Source organism: Rhizobium indicum, assembly GCF_005862305.2.
In the GTDB taxonomy this organism is placed as follows: Bacteria; Pseudomonadota; Alphaproteobacteria; order Rhizobiales; family Rhizobiaceae; genus Rhizobium; species Rhizobium indicum.
Map to the genome: position 1 here is coordinate 4,581,437 of NZ_CP054021.1, position 23,223 is coordinate 4,604,659.

Annotated in this window: 25 protein-coding genes and 1 pseudogene; 14 read left to right on the plus strand and 12 right to left on the minus strand. The window is 62.5% G+C overall.

Annotated features, from left to right (window positions below; translation table 11 throughout):
* The first annotated feature begins 40 nt into the window (after window positions 1-40).
* Both FFM53_RS22270 and FFM53_RS22275 read left to right on the plus strand, forming a co-directional pair.
* Window positions 41-871, plus strand: a complete 831-nt coding sequence (locus FFM53_RS22270; protein WP_138387265.1) for a glycerophosphodiester phosphodiesterase family protein — start codon at window positions 41-43, stop codon at window positions 869-871.
* Window positions 868-1,698 carry an inositol monophosphatase family protein gene (locus FFM53_RS22275; RefSeq protein ID WP_138387266.1) on the plus strand — a complete coding sequence of 277 codons (831 nt, stop codon included), beginning with the start codon at window positions 868-870 and terminating at the stop codon, window positions 1,696-1,698. The genes FFM53_RS22270 and FFM53_RS22275 overlap by 4 nt, the downstream gene beginning before the upstream one ends.
* 111 nt (window positions 1,699-1,809) lie before the next feature.
* Here FFM53_RS22275 and FFM53_RS36445 read toward each other — a convergent pair whose 3' ends face one another.
* Window positions 1,810-2,211 (minus strand): RNA ligase family protein, encoded by a 402-nt coding sequence (locus FFM53_RS36445; protein WP_246413164.1) that lies wholly within the window; start codon window positions 2,209-2,211, stop codon window positions 1,810-1,812.
* Window positions 2,196-2,522: a hypothetical protein gene (locus FFM53_RS36450; protein ID WP_246413033.1), complete on the minus strand. Its 327-nt coding sequence runs from the start codon at window positions 2,520-2,522 to the stop codon at window positions 2,196-2,198. The genes FFM53_RS36445 and FFM53_RS36450 overlap by 16 nt, the downstream gene beginning before the upstream one ends.
* A 191-nt stretch (window positions 2,523-2,713) precedes the next feature.
* Here FFM53_RS36450 and FFM53_RS22285 point away from each other — a divergent pair, with 191 nt between their 5' ends.
* Window positions 2,714-3,361 carry a metallophosphoesterase family protein gene (locus FFM53_RS22285; RefSeq protein ID WP_138330697.1) on the plus strand — a complete coding sequence of 216 codons (648 nt, stop codon included), beginning with the start codon at window positions 2,714-2,716 and terminating at the stop codon, window positions 3,359-3,361.
* A gap of 287 nt (window positions 3,362-3,648) precedes the next feature.
* Here the strand turns inward: FFM53_RS22285 and FFM53_RS22290 are convergent, their stop codons facing one another.
* Both FFM53_RS22290 and FFM53_RS22295 read right to left on the minus strand, forming a co-directional pair.
* Complete coding sequence (locus tag FFM53_RS22290) at window positions 3,649-4,011, minus strand: hypothetical protein (RefSeq protein WP_138387498.1); 363 nt, start codon at window positions 4,009-4,011, stop codon at window positions 3,649-3,651.
* A 5-nt stretch (window positions 4,012-4,016) separates the two neighbouring features.
* A complete protein-coding gene (locus FFM53_RS22295) occupies window positions 4,017-4,829 on the minus strand; it encodes a DUF899 domain-containing protein (RefSeq protein ID WP_138387267.1) in 813 nt (270 codons plus the stop codon).
* A gap of 119 nt (window positions 4,830-4,948) precedes the next feature.
* Between FFM53_RS22295 and FFM53_RS22300 the strand changes: the two genes are divergently transcribed.
* The 5 genes from FFM53_RS22300 (at window position 4,949) to FFM53_RS22320 (ending at window position 11,011) form a co-directional block, all read left to right on the plus strand.
* Entirely contained in the window at window positions 4,949-6,169 is a 1,221-nt protein-coding gene (locus FFM53_RS22300) for a helix-turn-helix domain-containing protein (protein WP_138330658.1), read from the plus strand.
* 54 nt (window positions 6,170-6,223) lie between these two features.
* Window positions 6,224-6,883: a Vgb family protein gene (locus FFM53_RS22305; protein ID WP_138330659.1), complete on the plus strand. Its 660-nt coding sequence runs from the start codon at window positions 6,224-6,226 to the stop codon at window positions 6,881-6,883.
* A 79-nt stretch (window positions 6,884-6,962) separates the two neighbouring features.
* A complete protein-coding gene (locus tag FFM53_RS22310; protein ID WP_138387268.1) occupies window positions 6,963-7,502 on the plus strand; it encodes a hypothetical protein in 540 nt (179 codons plus the stop codon).
* 97 nt (window positions 7,503-7,599) lie between these two features.
* Window positions 7,600-9,918, plus strand: coding sequence for an autotransporter family protein (locus FFM53_RS22315; protein WP_246413035.1), 2,319 nt, complete (start codon window positions 7,600-7,602; stop codon window positions 9,916-9,918).
* A 178-nt stretch (window positions 9,919-10,096) separates the two neighbouring features.
* Complete coding sequence (locus FFM53_RS22320; protein WP_138387269.1) at window positions 10,097-11,011, plus strand: phosphotriesterase family protein; 915 nt, start codon at window positions 10,097-10,099, stop codon at window positions 11,009-11,011.
* Window positions 11,012-11,078: 67 nt separating this feature from the next.
* Here FFM53_RS22320 and FFM53_RS22325 read toward each other — a convergent pair whose 3' ends face one another.
* Together FFM53_RS22325 and FFM53_RS22330 are read right to left on the minus strand one after the other, a co-directional pair.
* Window positions 11,079-11,837 carry a hypothetical protein gene (locus FFM53_RS22325; RefSeq protein WP_246413037.1) on the minus strand — a complete coding sequence of 253 codons (759 nt, stop codon included), beginning with the start codon at window positions 11,835-11,837 and terminating at the stop codon, window positions 11,079-11,081.
* A 125-nt stretch (window positions 11,838-11,962) separates the two neighbouring features.
* Window positions 11,963-12,513: pseudogene (locus FFM53_RS22330) on the minus strand (GNAT family N-acetyltransferase).
* Window positions 12,514-12,588: 75 nt separating this feature from the next.
* Between FFM53_RS22330 and FFM53_RS22335 the strand changes: the two are divergent.
* Window positions 12,589-14,334 carry a sensor histidine kinase gene (locus FFM53_RS22335; protein ID WP_138387270.1) on the plus strand — a complete coding sequence of 582 codons (1,746 nt, stop codon included), beginning with the start codon at window positions 12,589-12,591 and terminating at the stop codon, window positions 14,332-14,334.
* Window positions 14,335-14,344: 10 nt separating this feature from the next.
* Window positions 14,345-14,746 (plus strand): response regulator, encoded by a 402-nt coding sequence (locus FFM53_RS22340; protein WP_138330662.1) that lies wholly within the window; start codon window positions 14,345-14,347, stop codon window positions 14,744-14,746.
* 266 nt (window positions 14,747-15,012) lie between these two features.
* On the opposite strand, the gene FFM53_RS22345 is transcribed toward FFM53_RS22340, so the two are convergent.
* A complete protein-coding gene (locus FFM53_RS22345) occupies window positions 15,013-16,422 on the minus strand; it encodes an aminotransferase-like domain-containing protein (RefSeq protein ID WP_138387272.1) in 1,410 nt (469 codons plus the stop codon).
* An 88-nt stretch (window positions 16,423-16,510) separates the two neighbouring features.
* Between FFM53_RS22345 and FFM53_RS22350 the strand changes: the two genes are divergently transcribed.
* Window positions 16,511-17,374, plus strand: coding sequence for a DMT family transporter (locus tag FFM53_RS22350; protein ID WP_138387273.1), 864 nt, complete (start codon window positions 16,511-16,513; stop codon window positions 17,372-17,374).
* Window positions 17,375-17,400: 26 nt separating this feature from the next.
* Here the strand turns inward: FFM53_RS22350 and FFM53_RS22355 are convergent, their stop codons facing one another.
* The 5 genes from FFM53_RS22355 to FFM53_RS36455 all read right to left on the minus strand — a co-directional run bounded on the left by FFM53_RS22355 (window position 17,401) and on the right by FFM53_RS36455 (window position 20,731).
* Entirely contained in the window at window positions 17,401-18,015 is a 615-nt protein-coding gene (locus tag FFM53_RS22355; protein WP_138387274.1) for a 3'-5' exonuclease, read from the minus strand.
* Window positions 18,016-18,336: 321 nt separating this feature from the next.
* Window positions 18,337-18,657, minus strand: a complete 321-nt coding sequence (locus FFM53_RS22360) for a DMT family transporter (RefSeq protein WP_138387275.1) — start codon at window positions 18,655-18,657, stop codon at window positions 18,337-18,339.
* 98 nt (window positions 18,658-18,755) lie between these two features.
* The gene (locus FFM53_RS22365; protein ID WP_138334854.1) at window positions 18,756-19,211 is read right to left on the minus strand and encodes a carboxymuconolactone decarboxylase family protein; all 456 of its coding nucleotides are present in this window, start codon (window positions 19,209-19,211) and stop codon (window positions 18,756-18,758) included.
* 99 nt (window positions 19,212-19,310) lie between these two features.
* A complete protein-coding gene (locus FFM53_RS22370; protein ID WP_343075047.1) occupies window positions 19,311-20,267 on the minus strand; it encodes an aminotransferase-like domain-containing protein in 957 nt (318 codons plus the stop codon).
* Entirely contained in the window at window positions 20,156-20,731 is a 576-nt protein-coding gene (locus FFM53_RS36455; protein WP_246413038.1) for a GntR family transcriptional regulator, read from the minus strand. The genes FFM53_RS22370 and FFM53_RS36455 overlap by 112 nt, the downstream gene beginning before the upstream one ends.
* Window positions 20,732-20,937: 206 nt before the next feature.
* Here FFM53_RS36455 and FFM53_RS22375 point away from each other — a divergent pair, with 206 nt between their 5' ends.
* From FFM53_RS22375 to FFM53_RS22385, 3 genes are all read left to right on the plus strand, one after another.
* Window positions 20,938-21,573, plus strand: coding sequence for an FMN-dependent NADH-azoreductase (locus FFM53_RS22375; RefSeq protein WP_138387277.1), 636 nt, complete (start codon window positions 20,938-20,940; stop codon window positions 21,571-21,573).
* A 25-nt stretch (window positions 21,574-21,598) separates the two neighbouring features.
* Window positions 21,599-22,180: an LOG family protein gene (locus FFM53_RS22380; RefSeq protein ID WP_138334851.1), complete on the plus strand. Its 582-nt coding sequence runs from the start codon at window positions 21,599-21,601 to the stop codon at window positions 22,178-22,180.
* 240 nt (window positions 22,181-22,420) lie between these two features.
* Window positions 22,421-23,158, plus strand: coding sequence for a phosphotransferase family protein (locus tag FFM53_RS22385; RefSeq protein ID WP_138334850.1), 738 nt, complete (start codon window positions 22,421-22,423; stop codon window positions 23,156-23,158).
* The last annotated feature ends 65 nt before the right edge of the window (window positions 23,159-23,223 follow it).

The window sequence follows — 23,223 nt, forward strand, 5'->3', positions numbered from 1 at the left end:
CGCTGCGCAGTTTTGCTGGAATTATTCTAGAGGAAGCCCCATGAAATACATCGACCACATTGCCGACCCGTCGCGTTCCTGCGCCATCGTTGCCCATCGCGGTGCCTGGCATCAAGCTCCTGAAAACAGCCTTGCCGCGATCGAGAATGCGATTGCCGGTGGCTATGACATCGTCGAGGTGGACATTCGCCAAAGCGCCGACGGCGTGCTGTTTATCCTGCATGACGACACGCTCGAGCGCATGGCCGGCATCGATCGCGTCCCCGAGGAGATGACGATCGCCGAGATCACCAGCCTGCGGCTGCGCATGGCCGATGGCGGGCCGGGCCAGCCGTTCACGAGTGAGACCATTCCGACGCTGGAACAGGTGCTCGAAACCGTGCGTGGCCGCATCTTCGTCGATCTCGATCTCAAGGATCTCGAGATGATGGGCACCGTCGCCGCCAAGGTCAAAGAGATGGGCATGGCCGATCAGGTCGATCTCAAGGCTCGCGCCGGCACGCCGGAGGCGCTAACTTGGCTCGCCAGGCAGCCCGGCATCGATGGCATTCCGTTCATGGGCCAGGCGTTTTTCAGGGTCGGGAGCGCCGAAGAGACCGCCAAGGCAGTCATCGCGGCGCGCCCCTTCATGTGCGAAGCCAAGTTCGATGAGCTTGAGACGCTGGCCGGCCAGCACGAGCGTCTGCGCAACGCCGGAATCTCGCTCTGGGTAAACACGCTTGATCCGGTCTCCTGCTGCGGCTTGACCGACAGTGCGGCACTTGAAGATCCGGATGGAATCTGGGGGCGGATGATGGCGGCCGGCATCAGCGTCATCCAGACCGACCAGCCGGCGGCGCTCAAGGCCTATATCGAGGCGCGCCGCGCATGAGGGAAGTGTCGGACGACATATTCTCCGCCGTGATGGAGGATATGCGCCGGGCGGCGGAGGCAGAGATCCTGCCCCGCTTCCTCGGCGTCACCGCCGAGGGCATTCGCACCAAGACCGCTCCCGACGATCTGGTGACCGATGCCGATCTCGGCGCCGAGCGGCGGCTCACCGAAGCGCTGTCCGCGCACTTTCCCGAGGCATTGCTGGTCGGCGAGGAAGCGGTCTCCGCCGATCCCTCGATTCTGACGCGGCTTGGCGACGCCGATCTCGCCGTCATCATCGATCCTGTCGACGGCACCTGGAATTTCGCTCACGGCCTGCCGCTGTTCGGCATGATCGCGGCGATCGTCTCCGGTGGAGAGACGGTGGCCGGGCTGATCCACTATCCCGTGACCGGCGATTTCCTCGCCGCGCGGCTGGGGCAGGGCGCATGGCACATCGCCCGCGATGGCACCAGGACCCAGCTCAGCGTCACACCGCCAGGGCCGATCGGGGAAATGCACGGCTTCGTGCCGCTGCATATGTTCCCCGCCGAGGAGCAGCCGGTCTACGCTCGGAGCATGCTGCACTTTGCCCGCACGACCACATGGCGCTGCTCGGCTTATGAATACCGGGCGGTGGCAACAGGCGCTATGAGCTTTTCGCTCAACGCCGAGCTCAAACCCTGGGACCACGCCGCCGGCGTGCTGATCCATCACGAAGCTGGCGGCTACGGGGCATTGCTCAGCGGCGAAGCCTATCGTCCTGCGATGACCAAGGGCCGGCTGCTCTTGGCGCCGGATGCCGAGAGTTGGGAAGCGATCCGCCGGAGTTTTACGGAGGGGTGATAGCGGTTGTGGTTCGGCATTGCGCCGGCGTGAAGTTTGGCAGAAGCGCCACCCCACCCTCCGTCATTCCTGTGATAAGCGCAGGAATGACGGAGGAGAGGCAAGCAGCCGTCAGGAATTTGCCAAGCGATTGGGGATGAGTTCGGACTGCATCCAATGCGTTTCACTCTGAATGTGGTTGTCCCGCACATACCTGCCCATCCGAACTGGCATTTCCGCTTCAGGGAACGCATCAGCGATCCGAACGACAAACCCCTCCTGCTTGGTCCTGTCCAGCGGGGCCGCAGTATCCTCGAACAGGCCGGCTTTGTATGGCCCCCGATATAGTGTCGACACCGAAACGATGCTCAGTTCTTCGAACCGGGCCTGCGTCAGATCCCAGGATTGAACTTCGCCGTCGATAATCCACGCAAAGCCGAGGAAGTACGACGGAAGATCATCATAGCCGATCGAGTGCCGGGCATAGAGGTTCTCGCCCACGATGCGTTCGCCATCTGCTAGTTGCGGGCTGATCCCGGCAGCAAAGGCTTTAAGCCAATCGCGCGATGAATGGTAACGGCTATCGGGACTACGGCATGAGACCCGCCCCGATGAATGGTCGTGTTCTCACCCTCCATTTTCTCGGTGATGACAAGATCGCCAATCATCAGCCCGTCAAGCATCACCATGACCTTATCGTCGCTTGTCGCTCCGGGCGAAATCGGTAGGTGATAGGTTCGTGCGTATTTCTTCATGATGATGAAGGCATAGCCGTTGGCGACCGCACAATGCAAGATCGCACCCGTTTGCGGATCGGCATCTTCAGCGGTTGATGCGATGATCATATCCGAACTCAAGCCAAAAGAGAGCCAATGGCCATAAATGCCGGAGAACGAGTCGGTTTTCGCAATGGCGGCGGGCTTTCGTTTGCTATGATGAGGCGGACGGCGAGCGGCGTGAGCCTCCGCACAAGTCCTAGCGTGTCTTCTCATCCTTGGCTGCGGGGCCGTCGCATTGCAACCGAGAAGCTTGGAACATGCGCTACACGTTTGCCATAGGCGATATCCATGGCTGTATCGATCCGCTGAACAGGATGATCGATCGGATCGCGGCTTATGCGCCTGAAGGGACGGTCGTCTTCCTTGGCGATTATATCGATCGCGGGCCCGACGGCAAAAGTGTCCTCGACCGGATCATCGCGGGTCCATCGGACCCGTGGCGATGGATCTGTCTGAAAGGTAATCATGAGGACCTGATGGTCGCTGCCTATGCCGATAGCGACAGCAGAGACGTATGGATCGGCATGGGCATCGGCGGATTTGAAACCGAAATGTCCTATGGCGGCAGAGTTCTGCCCCAGCATCTGCAATGGGCGGCCGATCTTCCCCTCATGCACATTGATCGATATCGCATCTTCGTCCATGCGGGCGTCGATCCAGCATTTCCGCTGGAGCAGCAGAGCGAGCACGATCTTCTCTGGTTACGGTTCCCTCCCGGTGAGTCCAGCGACTATTGGGGCAAGCACCTGGTTCACGGCCATACACCGTCGCTGTCTAACCCGGTGACGACAGGAAACCGCACCAACATCGACAGCGGCTGCGTCTTCGGCGGCAAGCTTTCCTGTGCGGTGTTCGATGACGATATTGCCGGCGGGCCGATCGACTTTATTAAGGTGAGCGCATGAACTTCGGCGTGTCGGTAAGGGTATGAAGCCGGAGATGGCGGAGTGGGAGCATTGCGGAGCGGGGGAGGCCTATCGCCCCGCCATGACTCGTCAGCAGAAAGTTTGGCGAGACGCCACCCCAATCTCCGTCATTCCTGTACTTGTCACAGGAATCCAGCCACGGCGCGTCGGCGCCGTGAATGACTCCCAGAAGGAAGTCGTTCTCCCACGCCCAAGGACTTGGGCGCACTGGATTCCTGTGACAAGCACAGGAATGACGGAGGAGAGATGTGGCGGCATTTAGCACGTCACTGACGACTCAGGCCCCGCCAGCCGGCGGCGAGCCGCAGCCAGGGCGCCAGGTGGAAGCCGCTCATCAGCAGGTACATGGGCACCATTCCGCCGATCGGGAAGGCATCCGGCGTCGTCATGCAGATCATGTCGGCGCTGCCGGTCGCGGCTGTCAGCAGCGCCATGACCCCGAATGTCGGGGCGCCGGCGAGTGATAGCCAGTCGGCGGTGTGGGCGGCGATCCGGCCGCCCGGGCTAGCGATGCCACTGCGCGGCTTAGCAGCTGATCCGTCTGCTGCGGCGGCCAGCGAGAGCCATTCGGCGGCGTTGAGAGCGGCGTTTCCGTCGCCTCGCTCTGGAGTGTGGGCGGAGAGCAGCATCGGCGTCACTCCTTGCCGTACCGGTCGTGGTGGCGCCACCAGATGCCGGTTTCGTTGCGGCCCTTGGGGGCACGGTCGAGCCATTGGTACACGCCCCATAATCCGTCCAGCCCGCGCGCATAGCTGGAATAGCTGTGGTAGACGGCGCCATCGATGAGCTCGAAGGCGCTGACACCCGGCCGGTCGCGGGTATAGGTTGGGACATCGGTGCCGGTCATGGCGGCGATCTGGGTGATCGGGGCTTCGCTGTCGCGCGGCTGCCATTCCTGGACAGTCCTGTCGGCAAGTGGTTCTAAGGCGGGCGGTTCGGGGGCGGGCGGTTCGCGGCGGTAATTATAGTCTACCTCGCCCTGGTGCTGTTGCTCGGCAGAAAACCAGACGCTGAAATCGCCGTTGAAGTCGCTGTCGAAGGAGGAGGCCCACGGAAAGCTCCAGTCCATCCGCCGCTTGAACGCTTCGAGCTTTGCGAGCGGGGCGCGTGAGACCGCCCAAAAGGCGACATCGTGGTTCTCCAGGTGAACGAAGAAGCCGTTGAAGCTATCGGCGATCGACGAGCAGGACGGGCATCCCGCAGTGTAATCCGGTCCGAACATGAAGTGATAGACGAGAAGCTGCGAGCGGCCGCCGAAGAGATCCTTCAGCGAGACGTTGCCGCCGTCGGTGTCGAAGCGATATTGCTTCTCGATCCTCACACGCGGCAATTGCTGGCGCTTTATCGCCAGCGCGTCGCTCTGCCGGGTCAGTTCCTTCTCCTCTTCGAGCAGATCGAGGCGAGCCGCCAGCCATTGCTGCCGTGTTGCGTTCAGCTCTGTCGTCATGGGTCTTCTCCTTTGCCTGTCTCTCGTCGTAGCATCCGGCGCAGGCTTGCTTGCCGGTCGACGACAAATCTAAGGCCGGGTGGGGAAATGATGGGAGTGACAAGTGTGACGGGATTTGAATGGACTCGCTGATCACGGCGGCGGCGCGAGCGCTGGCAACAGGCGATGCGCTCGGCGCGCTGAAGCGGGTGGCGCTGCGCGACGATGCGCCGGCGCTGGCGCTGCGCGGCATTGCGATGGCGCAGCTCGGCGATCTCGTCCGCGCCAAGGCGCTGTTGAAGAGTGCGGCGCGTGCTTTCGGTCCGAGGGAGGCGATGGCGCGGGCCCGCTGCGTGGTCGCCGAGGCCGAGATCGCGCTGGTCTCGCGCGATCTCACCTGGCCGACCAAAGCGCTGGAGGCGGCGCGCAAGGTGCTCGAAGCGCATGGCGACAGGGTCAATGCCGCCCATGCCAGGAATGTCGAGCTTCGCCGGCTGGTGCTGGTCGGCCGGCTCGACGAGGCCGAGCGGGCACTGGAAACGCTCGACCCGACGCCGCTGCCGCCGGCGGCAAGGGCTGCCCACGAGTTGGTGGTCGCGGGTATCGCGATCCGGCGCCTGCAGACGAAAGCGGCGCGTGCGGCGCTTGACCGGGCGAGGCAGGCGGCGCGCGAGGCCGGTATGCCGGTATTGACGGCGGAGGTGGAAAATGCCGCCCGCGTGCTCAGCGCGCCCGTGGCGCGGCTGATCTCGCGCTGGCGGGAAAGCCCGCTGCTGCTCGAGGAGGTGGAAGAGCTGCTAGGTTCGGGCACGCTCGTCGTCGATGCCTGCCGCCATGTCGTGCGCGACGATCAGCTTTCGGTGTCGCTGGCAACGCGGCCGGTGCTCTTCACGCTCGCCCGGACGCTTGCCGAAGCTTGGCCGGCAGATGTGGCACGGGGCACACTCATCGCGCGTGCCTTCCGCGGCAAACATGCCGATGAATCGCACCGTGCCCGGCTGCGCGTCGAGATCGGCCGGCTGCGTGCCGAGCTGCGGGCGCTCGCCGAGGTCTCGGCGACGAAACGCGGCTTTGCGCTTTCGCCGCGCCGTGCCGGAGAGACCGCCGTACTGGCGCCGCTGGTCGAAGGCCAGCACGGGGCGGTGCTCGCCTTTCTCGCCGATGGCGAGGCGTGGTCGAGTTCGGCGCTGGCGATTGCGCTCGGTGCCAGCCCGCGCACAGTGCAGCGGGCGCTGGATTCACTTGCGGAGGAGGGCAAGGTGCAATCCTTCGGGCGCGGGCGGGCGCGGCGCTGGATGAGCCCGCCGCTGCCCGGTTTCCCGACGATCTTGTTACTCCCGGGACCTCTGCCAAGCGACTAGTATGGCCTGACTGATGAGGATGGCCCTGGTCAACGGGCAAACAGGATGGAAGAGATGAAAAAATCGGCTGCGACGATTATCCGTGAATATGGACCCTTTCCAGGCGCCGAGCGCGTCAACGGCGTCACCTTCGATGGTGAGCATGTCTGGTTCGCCTCGGGCGACAGGCTGAACGCGCTCGATCCCGCAAGCGGCGAGGTGGTGCGCTCGATCGAAGTTGCGTCCCATGCCGGTACGGCTTTCGATGGCGAGTTCCTCTATCAGATCGCCGAGGATGTCATTCACAAGATCGACCCGAAGACCGGACGTATCGTTTCCACCATCCCGGCGCCCGGCAATGGCGGCGATTCCGGCCTTGCCTGGGCCGAGGGCTCGCTCTGGGTCGGCCAGCACCGCGGCCGCAGGATCCATCAGATCGACCCGGAAACCGGCAAGATCCTCCGCACCATCGAATCCAACCGCGTCGTGACAGGCGTCACCTGGGTCGACGGCCAGCTCTGGCACGGTACCTGGGAGGGCGATGACAGCGATGTCAGACGCATCGACCCCGAAACCGGCGAGGTGCTGGAGCGGCTCGATATGCCCGAAGGTACCGGCGTCTCAGGCCTCGAATCCGACGGCGGAGACTGCTTCTTCTGCGGCGGTGGCGGCAGCGGCAAGATCCGCGCTGTGCGCCGGCCGGGGGTGGGGCCCGGTCCCGCAAAGCGGGAGTGATCGATCCAGTGGATCGATCACAGGGCCGAACGCGCTGAGCTATGAGAAGGGCCGGGAGAGGCAAGGATGGAAGGCGAAGTTGTCGATGCGGCGTGGGCGGGTGGACCAGCCGCAAGAAAAGCAAAGTGCGGCGATGTTTCGGCTGCCGTCAGTCGGGTGGCCCATCCACGGCTTTGCCTTCATGGCCATTTTTAGCGCCCGAGACCATCATAATTTCTTAACACTCGTCAATTTTAATCGCGGTTTAGTTGCCGATTCTATAAAACCTATTTTAAAATCAATCTTTAAGAGCATTTTATGGGGCGGCATCATGCGGGCAAGCGCTGTGTTTCGCAGGACCAGGAAACAGAAGCTTCTTTCACGGATCTGCTTCGCGGCGCTGAGTTTCGGCTGTTCGTTCGCAACGCCGGCTTTAGGTAGCGCGGGAAAGCGTCGGGAGTTTATAGCGCGGCACCTTTCTCTCTCGATAGTGTCGGGAGCGGTGCTTATGGCCCTGTCCGCAGGGGCGGCCTCGGCCCAAACCGCTTTTTGGACCGGAGCAACAAGCAGTGACTGGACAGACGCGAGCAACTGGTCGACGGGCATCGCTCCCGTCGCCGGTCAACCGGTAACCATTTAGTCAGCCGGGCACACCATCGCAGAGGCCGACCGTCCTCGGCGTCAACGGGCCGGTGAGCGTCTCGGTGGGGATCACAGGCGTGGGCCAAGGTGGTGCAGTGCCTGGGGTTCTAACGATCCAGAATGGTAGCACCCTGACAAGCACGGGCCAGGCGCGGCTGGGAATTGCGGCTGGAGGCACCGGCATCGTCACGGTGACAGGACCGGGATCGCATTGGAACGCGCTCGGACCTCTTGTACTCGGCTTTCAAGGCGCTGGCACGCTCAACATTCAGAACGGCGGACAAGTCGACGCGGGAACCACGACCCTAGGTAGCTTGGGCACATCTTCCGGCACGCTCAACATCACTGGCGGCGGCACGCTGCAGGCTCAAACCTTGCGGGGCGGCGCCGGCGCAAGCCAGGCCAATTTCGACAATGGTATTCTGCGCGCTACCGCCGCTAACGCGACCTTCATCAACGGATTTTCCGGCAGCGAGCTCAATCTACACGCCGGCGGGCTGACACTCGATACCAACGGCTTCACCGTAGGCACCGACGCGGCGTCCGGCTTCACCGGCGTGGGCGGCCTGACCGTCACCGGTGGCGGTGTCTTCAGCCTACTGGCGAACAGCATCTATAGCGGCGAGACGCAGATCGACTTCGGCAGCAGCCTCGCCCTTTCCGGCGCCGGCGCCATCGCCAATTCCAGCCGGGTTGTCGCGGATGGCGCTCTTGACGTTTCGGGGGCAGCGGCCCCGACCATCCAGAGCCTGGCCGGCAGCGGCCTCGTGCAGCTCGGCGCGCAAACCCTGACGATCGCCAATGCCAACGACACGTTCGCGGGTGTCATCGCCGGCACGGGCGGGCTGACGGTCGCCAGCGGCAGACAGACGCTTTCGGGCGTCAACACCTATACTGGCGCCACGACGGTGAGCGGCGGCCGGCTCGCCGTCAATGGCTCGATCACCAGCCCGGTCACGACATTGGGGGCTGGTATTCTCGGCGGCACCGGCACGATCTTCGGCGATGTGACCAATGCCGGCGTGGTGGCGCCGGGCAATTCTATCGGAACGCTGACGATCTCGGGCAACTATATCGGCAGCGGCGGCACTCTGGAGATCGAGAGCGTGCTCGGCGAGGATACATCCGCGACCGACCGCCTCGTCGTCACCGGCAACACATCAGGCACCACCGATGTCAAGGTGATCAACCTCGGAGGCGGTGGCGCGCAAACCGTCGAAGGCATCAAAATCGTCGATGTCGCCGGTACGTCGGCCGGCACCTTCTCGCTGCTCGGCGACTATGTGTTCGAAGGCGACCAGGCCGTGGTCGGCGGGGCTTATGCCTATCGACTTTACCAAGGGGGTCTCAGCACGCCTGCCGATGGCGACTGGTATTTGCGCTCAGCCGTTCTCGATCCTGCCGGCACCGCGACCGGGCTATTATATGCGCCTGCCGTGCCGCTCTACGAGGCCTATGCCGGCGTGCTGCAGAGCCTCAACGAGTTCGGGACGCTGCGCCAGCGCACCGGCGGGCGCGAGGTGGACGATGGTCAATCCGCTGCCGACGCCGGGAACGATGAGGTCAACGATCAGGGCAAGGCGATCTGGACCCGCATCGACGGGACGCATTCGCATTTCGAGCCGGAAACCTCGACGACGGGCACCGAATATGACGTCGACAGCTGGACGCTGCAGGCGGGCGTCGACGGAATGTTGCGCGGAAGCGGGGCGGGCGTGCTGATCGGCGGGCTCAGCTTTCACGTGGATACGGCCTCGGCAGACATCTCTTCGCGCTTCGGCACGGGCGACATCGACACCACAGGCTACGGCTTCGACGGCACCTTGACCTGGTACGGCAACAGCGGCTTCTACATCGATACGCAGGCTGGCGTGACCTGGTACAGCAGCGATCTCAAATCCTCGACGCTTCACACCACGCTTACCGACGACAACAACGGCTTCGGCTATGGGCTCAGCGTCGAAGCCGGCCAGAAGATCGCGCTGACGAACCGATGGTCGCTGACGCCGCAGGCGCAGTTTGCCTATTCCTCCGTGCGTTTCGATGACTTCACCGATGCCTATGGCACCGCTGCCTCGCTCGACGATGGCGACAGCCTGACCGGCCGTCTCGGCATCTCAGCCGATTATGACAGCGACTGGAAGGATGCCTCCGGAAAGATCAGTCGCTCGAAGCTCTACGGCATCGCCAATCTCTACTACGACTTCCTCGACGGCTCGGATGTCGATGTCTCGGGGACCAAGCTTATCAGTGAGAACCAGGCGCTCTGGGCCGGCCTTGGCATGGGCGGCTCGCTCAACTGGGCGGACGACCGATACGCGGCCTACGGCGAGGCCTTCGCCCGAACCAGCCTCAAGGACTTCGGCGACAGCAACGCCTTCGGCGCCAAGGTCGGGTTCAGCGTGAAGTGGTAGCGGGATGGCTGCCGGAGGGCGCCAGGTCGGAAGTCGACATCAAGGGTCAGGTTGTCAGAATTTCCATCGAGCGAGCAATTGATTTCATCACGTAACGATCTACTTTCGCGGCAGTGTCGACGCTTCGGTGTCGGTCGAGGGCTGCACGCAAAGCCGGTGCGACTGTGGGGGAGAGACTTTGAAACAACTGCGCACGACGCTCGGGCCTAAGAGCAAATCCGAACTTGGGATGATCCTCCCGCACGAGCACGTCTTCGTCGACCTCAGGACGCCGGACCAGCCCGGTTATGCCGAAGCAGTGACCGACGACGTCGTTCGGCTGATGGCCCCCGAGATCGAGCGGATCAAGAAGCTCGGGGTGACGGCATTGGTCGAATGCTCGACAGGCGGCGTCGGACGCCGTGCAGATATCGATCTTGCGGTGTCACTTGCGACGGATTTTCCGATCGTCGTGCCCACCGGCAATTACCGTGAGCCCTGGATTCCCGAATGGGTCCGCCATGCTTCCGAGAAGGAGCTGGAGGCATGGATGCTCCGGGAGCTGACCGAGCAGATCGACGAGACCGGGTTCCAGGCAGGCTGGATCAAGCTCAGCGCCGGCGATGACGGGATGACGGCGCTCGAGACGAAAATCCTGCGGGCAGCCGCGCGCGCGGCGGCGCAGACCGACGCCGTCATCGGCAGCCATACGATCAGGGGACGGGTCGTGATGGACCAGCTCGATGTCATCGAGGCGGAGGGCTACAGGGCCGACAGGTTTATCTCGATCCATACGCAGGAGGAAAAGGACTTCGCCTATAATGTCGCCGTCGCCGAGCGAGGCGCCTGGATCGAGTATGATCATGTCGGCCGGGCCGGGGACAACGAGGTGGCGGAGCTGGTGACCAAGGCGCTGGAGGCGGGCTGCGGTGATCGCCTGTTGTTGAGCCATGACCGCGGCTGGTTCGATCCGGCGCTGCCGATGGGCGGGACGCCCAAACCGTATACGCATCTTTCCACGGTCTTGCTGCCAGAGCTGAAACGGCGGGGCATAGACGACGGCACACTGGTGCGCCTGACCCACGACAATCCGTTCGAGGCTTTCGCCCGATAGGTGCGTGGCCCGGCGAAAGAATCCCGCATAATTATGTCGCGATACCTGGAATTGCTCAAAACCCGGTTCACCCGATTGCCCCCACTTCGGCGCCGCGAGAGCGGAGGTCGCCGACAATGCTGTGGGGACCGTTCAAAAGGCCGATCGGCAGGATGATGAAAGCGTTCGTGCCTGCCGACAAGTTCGCGATCCGCTCGATCAGCCTTGTAGAGCTCGTCGAAATGGGCGCCGATCGGTCCGATCCGGCGGCGCAACTCGAGAAGGTAGGCGATCGAGGCGGGGCCGACGGAATTGACCGTTCGAGCGTCAATGGCTTCTGCATGGCCTGCATTTCCCGGTCGGCGGCAAGCGTCTTCACATCGCGCCCGATGGATACGCCGTATTTCGCAAGCGCCAGGCCGATGCTCGGCGCGTCGGGGCCGAAGGCATGCTGTCCTTCGCCGATCGCCTCGAAACCGGAAAGCTTTTCGATCGCTCCCTTTGCCGGGGATGTCGAGAAAGTGGTCTTGAACTCATCCTGATCGGATGGCGTCAAACCTGTAAAGACGGACTTGATATCACTGTTCCTGAACTTGGTGGTCGACAGGGTGAGGCTGGGATTGACGTCGATCAGCACCGTCTTTGATTGATCGACCAGGCGTTTTCCCTCGGCCACGATGTCAGGAAAACTGTCGGCGCGGATGCGCACGTAGCCGAAAAGCACATGGTCATTCGCGGCGGATTTGGCGCGCCAGAAGAGAGCGTTTTCCTCGTCTGCTGCGAGTGGCATCCCCGGCAGGAAAACTACGGCTGCAAGCGCTGCAAATTGCCGGCGGGTGATGTGCATGGCTGCCTCCTCGCTGAGCCCGATGCATGGCGGCGCATTCGCATCGAACTAATCGCGTGACGGAGCATTTGTTCCAACTCCCGGTCGAAAAGAGGATCGTCGAGAGAGGAGTCAGCCGGACTCGTTCAAGAATTCTCGGCGATATCAGCCGCGCCGCGCTCGTCGAACAGAAGCGCCATGCTGATCGCATTGATGAACCGACCGTCTATGCGTGCCGCACGCCGGACGATGCCTTCGCGTGCAAATCCCATCTTTTCGTAGAGAGCGATTGCACGGGTGTTGTCTTCTTAAACATCAGTTCAATCCGGGCAAAACCACTTTTCTGGGCGGCTCTCAAGGTCGTCTCGATGAGCCTTCGTCCGAGACCCTTGCCACGATAGGCGGGAAGGATACCCATTCCGAGGTTTCCGCGATGGGCGTGCGACGGGAAAAAATGCCGGCTGATGTCGCACCAGCCGACCACCTGGTCTTGAGCGGTGGCAACGAATTGCGGATTGCCTTTTGCAATCATGCCCATCACGAACTCGCGCGTCTGCGGCAGGGGAGTTGCTTCCAGCATGGACAGGTATTGTTTCTCCCGCGCGACCACGTCGAGCGCATGATGAAAGCTGTCGATATGGGCGGCAGCGATCGGCTCGATCCTGATGCCTGATGTATCCGACGATGCTGCATCCATGTGCTTCTCCTTCAACGATTGCGGAATGCCTATGGAGACCTGCACGGGAGCGCATAATTCACGGTCCGTCAACCTTTGCGTGTCAATTTCTCGGCAGCGGGCGCCATCAAAGGGTTGCAGGTATTGAAGGTCGGGCTCACATCCCACATTACATTCGTCTTGGTGACGCTCACCTGCGCGGCGGCCGCATTGCTGTGCGGATTTGCGTGGCTCGCCGCGGTGAAGGTCGATGATCTCTCCCTGCGCCGGCAGGCTGACTTCGTCCGCCAAGGACTGGAAGAACAGATCGTGGCACTTCCCCGGGAGCAGGAAAGCGTCACCAAATGGGACGATGCCTTCCTTTATGCCAAGCAGCGGAACCATGAATGGCTGCTCGACAATGTCGGCCAATGGACGAGCCGGTATTTCGGGCACGACAGGACCTATATCTTCGACGATACCAATCGCCTGATGTTTGCGTTCCGCGACGGCGCGGATGCCATGCCGCCGCGGCTCGGTGACGACGACGGCCGAGAAGTGACCGCTCTCGCCGGTGAGATGCGCGCCGTTCTCGTCGAGCCGGCTGCAAAACCCGGCGCCGAAGCGCTCGGACAACTGGCCGCGGTTCGGACGATCATGATCGGCAACAGACCGGCGATAGCAAGCGCGCGTCCCATTCTGCCGAGCTCGGCCCGGATGCAGATCGAGGCGGGCCAGGAATTCATCGCCATCTCGGTCAAGTTCATCGATGGAAAGGCCGCTGAAAGTATCGCGCATCATGCGCTGCTCGAAGGCTTGCATTTCGCGCCTTCGAAAGGTGAGGACGAGCGGGCGCAAGTGCCTGTATCGTCCCATGACGGCGGCACGATCGGCTATTTCGTGTGGCCGCCTATCCTGCCCGGATTCATGCTGCTTCGGCAGATCGCGCCGGCGGGGCTCGGCTGCCTGGCGCTGCTGATCGCTGTCGTGTCCTGGCTCGGACGAGGTCTGCATCGGACCTCGCTGACCCTGCTGGACAGCCAGGCGCAGCTCACCCATCACCGCAACCATCTGGAAGAGATGGTGGCCGATCGAACGGCCGAGATCGAAAGGCAGAGAGAGGAACTGGACCGCCTGCTGGTGCACGAACGCCAGGTGAATGCGCTCCAGCGCCAGTTCGTCGCCATGGCTTCGCACGAGTTTCGCACGCCGCTCGCCATCATCGACGCCGCTGCCCAGCGGCTCTGCCGCTCGACGACCAACGTCAGCGGCGATTACGTTCACGAAAAAGCCGGCGTGATCCGAAGCGCTGTCGTGCGCATGGTCGACCTGATGGAGAGCATCCTCGCCAGCGGCCGGCTCGAAACCGGACAGATCACACTGAAGCGCAGCCAAGGCGATCTGAAAGCCCTGCTCGTCACCTGCTGCGACAGGCAGCGCCATCTCAGCCGCACGCATGTGTTCCATCTCGATCTTGAGCCCATACCGGATGTATTGACGTTCGACCGCAGTGCGATGGAACAGGTCTTCACCAATCTGATTTCGAACGCCGTCAAATATTCGCCCAACGCGCCCGACATTCATGTTCGCGCCCGGGCCGACGAGAAGACGGTGGAGATCGCCATCTCCGACAGCGGCATCGGCATGGATGCGGAGGATCTGCCGAAGCTGTTCCAGCCCTATTATCGCGCCCGCAGCGCGACGGGTATTGCCGGAACCGGCATCGGCCTCAACGTCGTCAAGCAGGTCGTCGAACTGCATGGCGGCACCGTCGAAGTGACGAGCGAGCTCGGCAAAGGCACAACATTCACCCTGCTTCTGCCAATAGAATTTCTATTGTCGGATCAACACGTCGCAGCTTAAGGAAGAGCTCATGGTTACAGTCCTGTGCGTAGAAGACGAAGTCGAGATCCGGAACCTCCTCGTCGAAGAATTGAGCGAAGCCGGCTACAAGACACTCGAGGCCTCGAACGGCGCCGAGGGACTGGAAATGATCCTGTCGAAATGGCCCGATATCGTCATCAGCGACATTTCGATGCCGGTCATGGACGGGCACCAGCTTCTGGCAGAAATTCAGATCAACCACCCGGAGCTCTCCAATATTCCCTTCATCCTGCTGACGGCACTGACCGACCGGGAAAACACGCTAGCCGGCCTGCGCGGCGGAGCGGCGGACTATCTGACGAAGCCGCTCGACTTCGATCTGCTGCTCGCCAAGCTCGAAGGCTGCGTGACGCGCCTTGCCAACGACAAGGCGGTTCACCGGTCGTTCTGATGGTTGCTGGCGGGACCCAAGAAGCCTCATCCTGAGATGCCCCGCAGGGGCCTCGAAGGGCGAGGCGGGTGCGCAAACGTCAGATGGGTGCAAGGAGCAGCGCTGCGGCGTGTCCTTCGAGGCTTCGCCCCGTGGGCTACGCGCCTCAGGATGAGGGTCGTTGGTGAATGCCGCCCCTAACCAGTCAGCGTTGGTGGATGCGCCCTCAAAAGAGGGGTCGGACGCAGCAAGAAGAGCGCGCTCGACCCGCTACCGCCCACCTTCCATCATCCTCTTCTAGCCAAGATGTCGCCCAGCACCGCGAATACGCACGGATCGAGCGTCTGAGACACGTTGAAGCGCATGAAATTCGTTGCCGATTGCGACAGGCTGAATGCGTTTCCGGGAGCCAGAACGATCCTCTTTTCGAGTGCGGCCCGCGCCACATCAGCTGCATCGATGCCATCAGGCAGCCGGCACCAGAGGAACATTCCAGCCTGAGGCTCCAGCCAGGGCGTTATGCCGAGATTCTTCAGTCTGGCCGAGACCTCGCTCATCGCCCGGGAGAGCCGGTGTCTCAGCGTTTCCATGTGTTTGCGATAGCTGCCGTCGCTCAAGACGTTCAACACCAGTTCCGCCGTCAGCCGGCCGCCGCCGAAGGAGGTGGCGATCTTGAGGTCTGTCAGGCCGTCGATCCATTCCGGTTTCGCCACGACGAAACCGCAGCGGGCCGAGGCAGACAGGGTTTTCGAGAAGCTGCCGATGTGAATGACCCGCTCGAGCCCGTCGAAAGCCGCAAGGCGGGGCGCCGGCGTGTGCTCGAAGTCGGCGAAGATATCGTCCTCGATGATGGTCAGGTCGAACTGGTCGGCGAGTTTTAGAACCCGGTGAGCCGTAACGGGAGACAGTGTTGCGCCGGTCGGATTGTGGATGGCGGAGTTGGTGATGTAGAGCCGCGGACGCTCATCGGCGACGACTTGCGCAAACAGTTCGATATCGGGACCGGACGCGGTGTAGGGCACGCTGACGATCTTTGCCCGATGGGCGCGTAGCAGCGCATGGAAATTGAAATAGCAAGGATCGTCGACCAGCACCGTGTCGCCGGGTTCCAGCAGGAAACGGCAGAGCAGATCGATGGCCTGCGTGCCAGAATCGGCCAGCATGATTTGATCCGGGGACGCTTCGATCCCGCGTTCACCCATGCGGCGGGAAATCAGCTGGCGCAGTTGCGGCAAGCCGAGCGGCGAGCCGTAATCGGCGAGCGCCGGCCCGTCAGCGCGGGCAAGTGTTCTGAGCCCGCGGCGCATACCGTCTCCTGGCAACCAGGAGGGCGGCAGCCAGCCGCAGCCGGGCTTCAGGTCGGCTGCGCCGGCCTCCAGCGATTGCCGCGATATCCAGAACGGATCGACCGCGCGGTCGAGCTTCGGCCCAGCCTCGGCAAGCGCAAAGGGCGCTGCCTGGTTGGCGACGTAGAATCCCGAGCCTGGTCTTGCCAGGATCGCGCCTTCCGCGGCCAACCGCTCATAGGCGTCGACAACGGTCGAAGTCGAGAGCTTCAACGTCGCGGCCAGCCCCCGCACAGATGGTAGCTTTGCGCCCGGCGTCAGGCTGCGCCCGGCGATACGCTGCCTTATCGTCGCGGCGACCATCTCCACGCGCGTGCGTCCCTCGTTCATCTGTATTGTTTCCTGCATCATTACAGTTTCGCGAAATTGTATCAGACTGTGACTGTCAGAACCATCCGTATTGGCCGATAAGGGGCAGAATGAAGGAGTGCAGCGCATCATGGACCGCATGGCATCGGGATGGATCAATGGTTTTATCGGGGTGGTGATCTTCAGCGGATCGCTGCCGGCCACCCGCGTGGCGGTGATGCAGTTCGATCCCGTCTTCCTCACCGTGGCGCGCGCGGCGATCGCCGGCTTTCTCGCCCTCGGCCTGCTGATTGCTTTCAGAGAGAAGCGGCCGAGCCGAGGTGATATTCTCTCCCTGGCCGTCGTGGCGCTGGGCGTCGTTGTCGGCTTCCCGCTGCTAACGGCGCTGGCGCTGCAGCATGTCACGTCAGCCCATTCGATCGTCTTCATCGGCCTGCTGCCGCTCGCAACGGCAATCTTCGGCGTGGTCCGTGGCGGAGAACGGCCGAAGCCGGCATTCTGGCTCTTTTCCGTTCTCGGCAGCGCGCTGGTGGCGGGGTTCGCATTGATGCAAGGGCTGACGGCCTCGCCGGTCGGCGATCTCCTGATGCTGGCGGCAGTCGTCGTTTGCGGCCTCGGCTATGCCGAAGGCGGCAGGCTTTCACGCACGCTCGGCGGATGGCAGGTGATTTCCTGGGCGCTCGTGTTGTCGCTGCCACTGACGGTCGCAGTCGCGCTTTTCCATCGGCCGGTAACCTTCACCGGCATCGAAACGCCGGCGCTGCTCGGTCTTGCCTATGTCTCACTGTTTTCCATGCTGATCGGCTTCATCTTCTGGTATCGCGGCCTGTCGCAGGGCGGCATCGCCGCCGTCGGCCAACTGCAGCTGCTCCAGCCGTTCTTCGGCCTGGCGCTTGCTGCCACCCTGCTGCACGAGCCCGTGACCTGGGCCATGCTCGCCGTCACGGTCGCTGTCATCCTCTGCGTCGCCGGCGCCCGCAGGTTTGCGCGGTAGGGGAGGATCGTGACGCTTCTCTGTCCTCAGGTTCGGTCGAAAACCTCGGGCTGCAATTTCCCGATCTTCATCAGATGCTGCAGCGTGTATGATATCGACAGAGCGTCATCGAGCCCATCATGCGCCTGCAATGGAGGATGGTCGACGCCGTAGTAGTCGGCCAGTTTGTTGCTGGGTGTCTTTGCCAAATCCTCGATCGGCATCCCCGCAGCGACGAGCAGCTTGACGGCGTTGTCGAAGCGGCGGGCCGGGATGGAAGGCTGAATGCCGGCGACATAGCAGCTGATGGCCAACATGTTCAGCTCGTCCTTGCCCCAGGACCAAAACCGGGCGCCGCCCGAGAAGCTGTCGACGCCGGAAAGGGCATCCTCCAACGCCACGCCATGAGCGTCGATATCCTCCTCGGTGATGCCGGTCAGATTGGTGAAATAAGGATCGAGCGGATACCTCTCGCCGAAGCGATCGATGGGCCGAACATAGGACTTGTAGGTATCGAGGATCTGAAACTCGCCTTCCAGGCCAAGCTTGACGGCTCCGATCTGCGCAATGACAGGATCGGGATCGTGGGCCGCGCACCAAAATCTGCGTTGCGAGCCTTCCAGGCAAAGAAATTCACAGTCGAATATGATCGCGGTCTTCATCGTTGAAACTACCCTCACGAATTTGGGCGATAAATTTAAGGAGGTATCCAATAGATGGAGTACCCCCAATAAAGGCAATGAGCCAGGCAATCGCCGTCGCGGCAAGCCGCAAGGACGAGGCAAAGGCCGCTACCGGCGCCTGGCGGGGCCGGGACGGCGGAAGCGTGGAGCGAAAGTGTCGGGAGGGGTGCGACGGATTGTCAAGGTGATTGGAATTGCGGCGGGGCTGGTGTTTGTCGTCGGCTTCAGCCTCATCGTTTGGTCGGGGTTCATGGCGAACGCCAACATTGACCGCTGCTCAGACTCGAGCCGGCGCTCGGATCAGCTGCCCGAGACCAGCCTAAGGCCGATCACGCCGGCCAGGATGAGAGCGATGCAGAAGAGCCGCATCGGCGCGACGGAGTCGCCCAGCACGGCCATTCCGAGGATCGCGGTGCCGGCCGCGCCGATGCCGGTCCAGACTGCGTAGCCGGTGCCGACAGGCAGGGTGCGCAACGAAATCGACAGAAGGAAGACGCTCGACAGGCCAGTGGCAACGGTCAGCAAAGCGGGGATTAACCGGGTAAAGCCCATGGATGATTTCATGAAGAAGGCGAAGCCGATTTCGAGAATGCCGGCGATGCTGAGGAGCGCCCAAGCCATAGGTGTGAATCCCTTGATGGGCCGGGCCTTGCGGCCGGGCGAGCTTTATTCTTAGGGAGCGGGCGCCCGTATTCGTAAGCGCCCGCAGCGGACCTGCTTCAAGCCTTGGCGACGGCCGCCGGCGTCGAGCGGAAGGCGATGCCGAAGCGGTTGAAGGCGTTCATCAGGCCGATCGCATAGGTGAGATCGGCAAGTTCCTTGTCGTCGAATTCGGCAGCAGCAGCGGCGTAATCGGCATCGGGAATACCGGTTTCGGCGACGCGCGTGACCGTTTCCGCCCAGGCAAGGGCTGCGCGTTCGCGGGGGCTGAACAGGTTGCCGGCATCGCGCCAGACCGCGACCAATACCAGCTTCTCCACCGTCAGGCCTGATTTCAGCAGATCGCGGGAGTGCATGTCGATGCAGAAGGCGCAGCCGTTGATCTCAGACACCCTGAGATAGACGAGATCGACCAGCTCCTTCGGCAGGACGCTTTTCTGGATGGCGACGTAGACGCCGCCAAAAGCCCGGTATCCCTCGGGAGAAGCCTTTGCGTAGTCGATGCGTTTGCTCATGACGATTGTTCCTTTCTGATTGAAGGACTTCATCGTCGTGCATCTTGGCCTATATCAGAAGGTCCATGAATGGCATTCTGGATTAGGCCATGATATCGCTCAAAGCAGTTTCGACATCCGCCTTGCGAGCGTTTCGGCTGTGCGCTGAGAGTCGATATTGGTGAAGTTGAGAAGCAGGGCCGGGGCGGCGTCACCCTCGATCATCCAGTCAGTCAGTGCCTCCGCATAGAGGCCTTCCTTGCGCATGCGTGCCACGAACTCCCGGTCCGACTGCCGGCCTAACAGCCGCAGGATCAGGTGCATGCCGCCGGGCTGGGAATCGATCTGCATATGGCCGGCGAGCACGCTTTCCAGGCCTGCTGCCGTCATCTCGCGGCGCTCGGCATAGAGCCTGCGCATACGTTGGATGTGCCTGGCGAAATGACCCTCCGTGATGAAGGCGGTGACGATTGCCTGCGTCAGCTCAGGACTGCCGGCGGCCAGCGCCTCGGTCATCTCCTCGAACCGCGCCACCTCAGCTTCCGGCACGACGAGATAGGCAAGCCGGAGGCTCGGAAACAGCACCTTGCTGAAGGTACCGGCATAGAGCACCCGTCCATCGCGATCGAGGCTCTTCAAGGCCGGAAGGGGACGGCTGACATAGCGATATTCGCCGTCGTAATCGTCCTCGATGATCCAAGCGTCGTTGCCGGCAGCCCAGTCGAGCAGCGCCTGACGTCGGGGCAGGGAGAGCGACACGCAAAGCGGGCTCTGATGCGCGGGTGTCACCACCGCCGCGCGTGCGCGGGGCGCCAGCCTGATACCGTCGGAGACGACCAAACCATCGCGATCGACCGCCACGGGAACGCTCGCGATCTGCATATGCCGGAACAGCTCCCGCGTCGGCGGATATCCCGGGTTTTCAAGCCAGACGCGATCGCCCGGCTTCAGCAAGGAATGCCCGATCAGCGCGATGGTATGGCGATAACCTGAGGTGACGAACACCTGAGACGGCGAACAACTGATGCCGCGCGAGACCTGCAGATAGGCGGCGATCTCAGCACGCAGCGCCGGCAGGCCGGAGACGGCGGGTGAACCATGTCTGATGGCTGCATGGCGCGCGCGCAGCGCGCGCCGAGCCGCGCCCAGATCTTGCGGGGAAAGGCATCGAGTGCGGGCAGGCCCATCTGGAAGGGCATGATCGAGTCGGGACGAAAACTCGTCGGCGCGATGCCGCTATCGGCCGGCGGGATCGGGCTTGGAGCCGGCATTTGCGGTTTGAGATCCGGCGCGACGATGGTGCCGGCCTGGCCGCGGGCCTGGATATAACCCTCGGCGGCGAGCAGGGAATAGGCGGCCTCGATGGTGCCCCGGGCGAGGCCCAATTCCTTGGTCAGTGCCCGCGCCGAAGGTATCCGATCGCCGGGCTTCAACAGACCGCTGGCGATGGCGCCACGGAAGCGATCGTAGATCTGCCGGTAAAACGGCGTGGCCGCGGCGGGATCGAGCGGCGGGATATTGCCGGGTCTGGCGCCGGTCATGGCTCGTCAACCTTTCATATGGATGGGCAGATGATGATGGCATGACGGTTCGGCCGGGACAATCATGGCCCAGTTGTAAACTTCCTTCATGGACCTTGGGAATGGTCCATAAGATTCGTAGAACCATTGCCACTTCCACGCTTCAAATCGGGATCCCGCTCTTTCAAAGCGGCGAAGGGATTTGGACAGAACCTCGGAGTGGGTCAATGAAGACAATCCTGCATGTGAGCTGCAGCCCGCGCGGGCAGGCGGCCGAGAGCTACAGGCTCTCCCAAGCGATTATCGGCTTTCTCCTGCAGAGGGAGCCGGGGGCGATCGTCGTAGAGAGGGTGATTGGCAATGGCACGATCGCCCATGTCGATGCGGCCTATGCGATCTCCCAGGCTTCTGCGGCGGACGTCTCCCGTGAGGGCTCGATGGCCCAGTCCGAGGAACTGGTCCGCGAGCTGGAGGCTGCGGACTTCGTCGTCATCGGAACGCCGATGCACAATCTGACCGTACCCTCGGCGCTGAAGGCCTGGATCGATCATGTCGTGCGGGCGCGGCGGACCTTCACGGTCGGCGCGGCCGGAAAAGTAGGCACGCTACGCGACCGCCCCGTCTTCATCGCCATCTCCTCGGGCGGGCGGTTTTCCGGGGAGCGCGCCCGCCAGCCGGATTTCCTGACGCCTTATCTGAAAGCCATCCTCGCCACGATCGGGCTGCACGACCTGACCTTCTTCTCCGTGCAGGGGACAGGCGCCGGCCCCGATGCCACAGCGGAAACCAGGATCGGCACACATCGGGCGCTGGAGGAGCATTTCTCTTCGCCCCGCGCTCATCTCCAGCTTGGAATCGGATAGATGGATGCGAATATAGAAGGTTCAGATGACGATACGTTCAATCAAGTCCGTCGCCGTGTTCTGCGGCTCCAATATCGGCGCTTCGGAGGCCTTTGCCGACGGGGCCCGAGCCCTCGGCCGGGCGCTAGGGGAGGCGGGGATAACCATCGTCTATGGCGGAACGGTCAAGGGCCTGATGGGCGTCGTCGCCGACGCCGCCCTTGCGGCCGGCGGCAGCGTCCACGGCGTGATTACGCAAAGCCTGCATCAGCGCGGCCAATCGCATGCCGGCCTGACCAGGCATGAAATCGTCGAAACGCTGCGCAGCCGCAAGGAACGCATGGTCGCGCTTTCCGATGCCTTCATCGCGCTGCCGGGCGGCATCGGCACGATCGAGGAACTGATGGAGGTCTGGACCATGAACCAGCTCTCGGAGATCGACAAACCCGTGGGTCTCCAGAACTCCGCCGGTTTCTTCGACGCCTTCCTCGGCTTCATCGACCATATGGTCGAGACGAAGTTCCTGCCGGCCGCACACAGGCAATCGATCTCTGTCGACACGGATGCGAGCGCCCTGATCGACAAGCTGCGCAGCTATGCGCGCGTCGAGGTGCCGAAATGGCTATAGCTTCTATCCGACGATGCCGCAGGCCGGTTATTGGTGTTGTTGGGCAAGCGCGATAGGTACGCCGCAGCGAGCCGCGATGCAGATGGGGCTTTAATTCTTCCACTAAACTCCGCGAGGCATGTGAGTTTTGCCGCACCAAAAACATAAAGACTTCTATGACTCCAACAGCACGGTTGGGGCCTTTATTGGGGGCATAGAGCTCTGCCGCGAGCTGTCCTGAATTCAGACGGAGGCACCGCAATGACCGAAATCGGTCGGCTCCTTGGTTCGGGTAAAGAAGCCGAGGTCTTCGAATATGGCGCGTTGGCGCTCAAGCTGTACAGGCGAGCCGCCTCCAAAGCGTCGTCATTCAGGGAGGCTGCGAACCTGTCGATCCTTGAGAGGCTCGCGCTGCCGGCGCCAAAGGTTCACGCGGTCGGTGAATTCGATGGGCGCTGGGGCGTGTTGATGGATCGCGCGCCCAGCTCCTGTTTTGCCAACCAATTCGTCTCGACGGCAGGAAGAGCGCCGCTTGAAGACATGGCGCAGTTGCATCGAAGCATTCACGAAAAACCCGGCGACGGGTTGCCGTCTCTCATGGCCAGGCTTTCCGCCAGGATCCGGCGAGCCGAGGGGCTGGATGCTGCGTCCAGAAAGCGGCTTCTGTTGGAACTCGATTCCCTTCCGGATGGCGACAGGGTGTGCCACGGCGATTTTCACCCATGGAATATTCACGGCTCGGGGCAGGGGTTCATGATCGTCGACTGGCTCGACGCCAGCTGTGGCAATCCTCTGGCCGATGTCTGCCGAACATACGTCCTGTTGCACCATGCGATGCCGGACCGGGCGATGGGCTATGTCGAAGCTTACGCTTCGGCCACCGGATCGGAGGTCAGCAGCATTCTGGCCTGGATTCCCACGATTGCCGCCGCCCGGCTGACCGAAGGCGTTGCAAACGAAAATGCCGAGCTGCTGCGGTTGGCTGGCCTGAGCCCATAACTGTCGAAGCTCCAGGCAAGCGTTGGTCTCCGCTTTGCGCGAAACCGCATTGCGGCCGGCTATCG

What these genes read in the sequence shown, in the direction of transcription:
- FFM53_RS22300 (WP_138330658.1), top strand. Translation starts at nt 4,949, where the DNA reads ATGGACTCGCTGATCACGGCGGCGGCGCGAGCGCTGGCAACAGGCGAT.
- FFM53_RS22295 (WP_138387267.1), bottom strand. Translation starts at nt 4,829, where the DNA reads ATGACGACAGAGCTGAACGCAACACGGCAGCAATGGCTGGCGGCTCGC.
- FFM53_RS22270 (WP_138387265.1), top strand. Translation starts at nt 41, where the DNA reads ATGAAATACATCGACCACATTGCCGACCCGTCGCGTTCCTGCGCCATC.
- FFM53_RS22385 (WP_138334850.1), top strand. Translation starts at nt 22,421, where the DNA reads ATGACCGAAATCGGTCGGCTCCTTGGTTCGGGTAAAGAAGCCGAGGTC.
- FFM53_RS22305 (WP_138330659.1), top strand. Translation starts at nt 6,224, where the DNA reads ATGAAAAAATCGGCTGCGACGATTATCCGTGAATATGGACCCTTTCCA.
- FFM53_RS22350 (WP_138387273.1), top strand. Translation starts at nt 16,511, where the DNA reads ATGGACCGCATGGCATCGGGATGGATCAATGGTTTTATCGGGGTGGTG.
- FFM53_RS22375 (WP_138387277.1), top strand. Translation starts at nt 20,938, where the DNA reads ATGAAGACAATCCTGCATGTGAGCTGCAGCCCGCGCGGGCAGGCGGCC.
- FFM53_RS22290 (WP_138387498.1), bottom strand. Translation starts at nt 4,011, where the DNA reads ATGCTGCTCTCCGCCCACACTCCAGAGCGAGGCGACGGAAACGCCGCT.
- FFM53_RS22285 (WP_138330697.1), top strand. Translation starts at nt 2,714, where the DNA reads ATGCGCTACACGTTTGCCATAGGCGATATCCATGGCTGTATCGATCCG.
- FFM53_RS22360 (WP_138387275.1), bottom strand. Translation starts at nt 18,657, where the DNA reads ATGGCTTGGGCGCTCCTCAGCATCGCCGGCATTCTCGAAATCGGCTTC.
- FFM53_RS22325 (WP_246413037.1), bottom strand. Translation starts at nt 11,837, where the DNA reads ATGCACATCACCCGCCGGCAATTTGCAGCGCTTGCAGCCGTAGTTTTC.
- FFM53_RS22340 (WP_138330662.1), top strand. Translation starts at nt 14,345, where the DNA reads ATGGTTACAGTCCTGTGCGTAGAAGACGAAGTCGAGATCCGGAACCTC.
- FFM53_RS36455 (WP_246413038.1), bottom strand. Translation starts at nt 20,731, where the DNA reads ATGACCGGCGCCAGACCCGGCAATATCCCGCCGCTCGATCCCGCCGCG.
- FFM53_RS22380 (WP_138334851.1), top strand. Translation starts at nt 21,599, where the DNA reads ATGACGATACGTTCAATCAAGTCCGTCGCCGTGTTCTGCGGCTCCAAT.
- FFM53_RS22355 (WP_138387274.1), bottom strand. Translation starts at nt 18,015, where the DNA reads ATGAAGACCGCGATCATATTCGACTGTGAATTTCTTTGCCTGGAAGGC.
- FFM53_RS22345 (WP_138387272.1), bottom strand. Translation starts at nt 16,422, where the DNA reads ATGATGCAGGAAACAATACAGATGAACGAGGGACGCACGCGCGTGGAG.
- FFM53_RS36450 (WP_246413033.1), bottom strand. Translation starts at nt 2,522, where the DNA reads ATGATCATCGCATCAACCGCTGAAGATGCCGATCCGCAAACGGGTGCG.
- FFM53_RS22365 (WP_138334854.1), bottom strand. Translation starts at nt 19,211, where the DNA reads ATGAGCAAACGCATCGACTACGCAAAGGCTTCTCCCGAGGGATACCGG.
- FFM53_RS22275 (WP_138387266.1), top strand. Translation starts at nt 868, where the DNA reads ATGAGGGAAGTGTCGGACGACATATTCTCCGCCGTGATGGAGGATATG.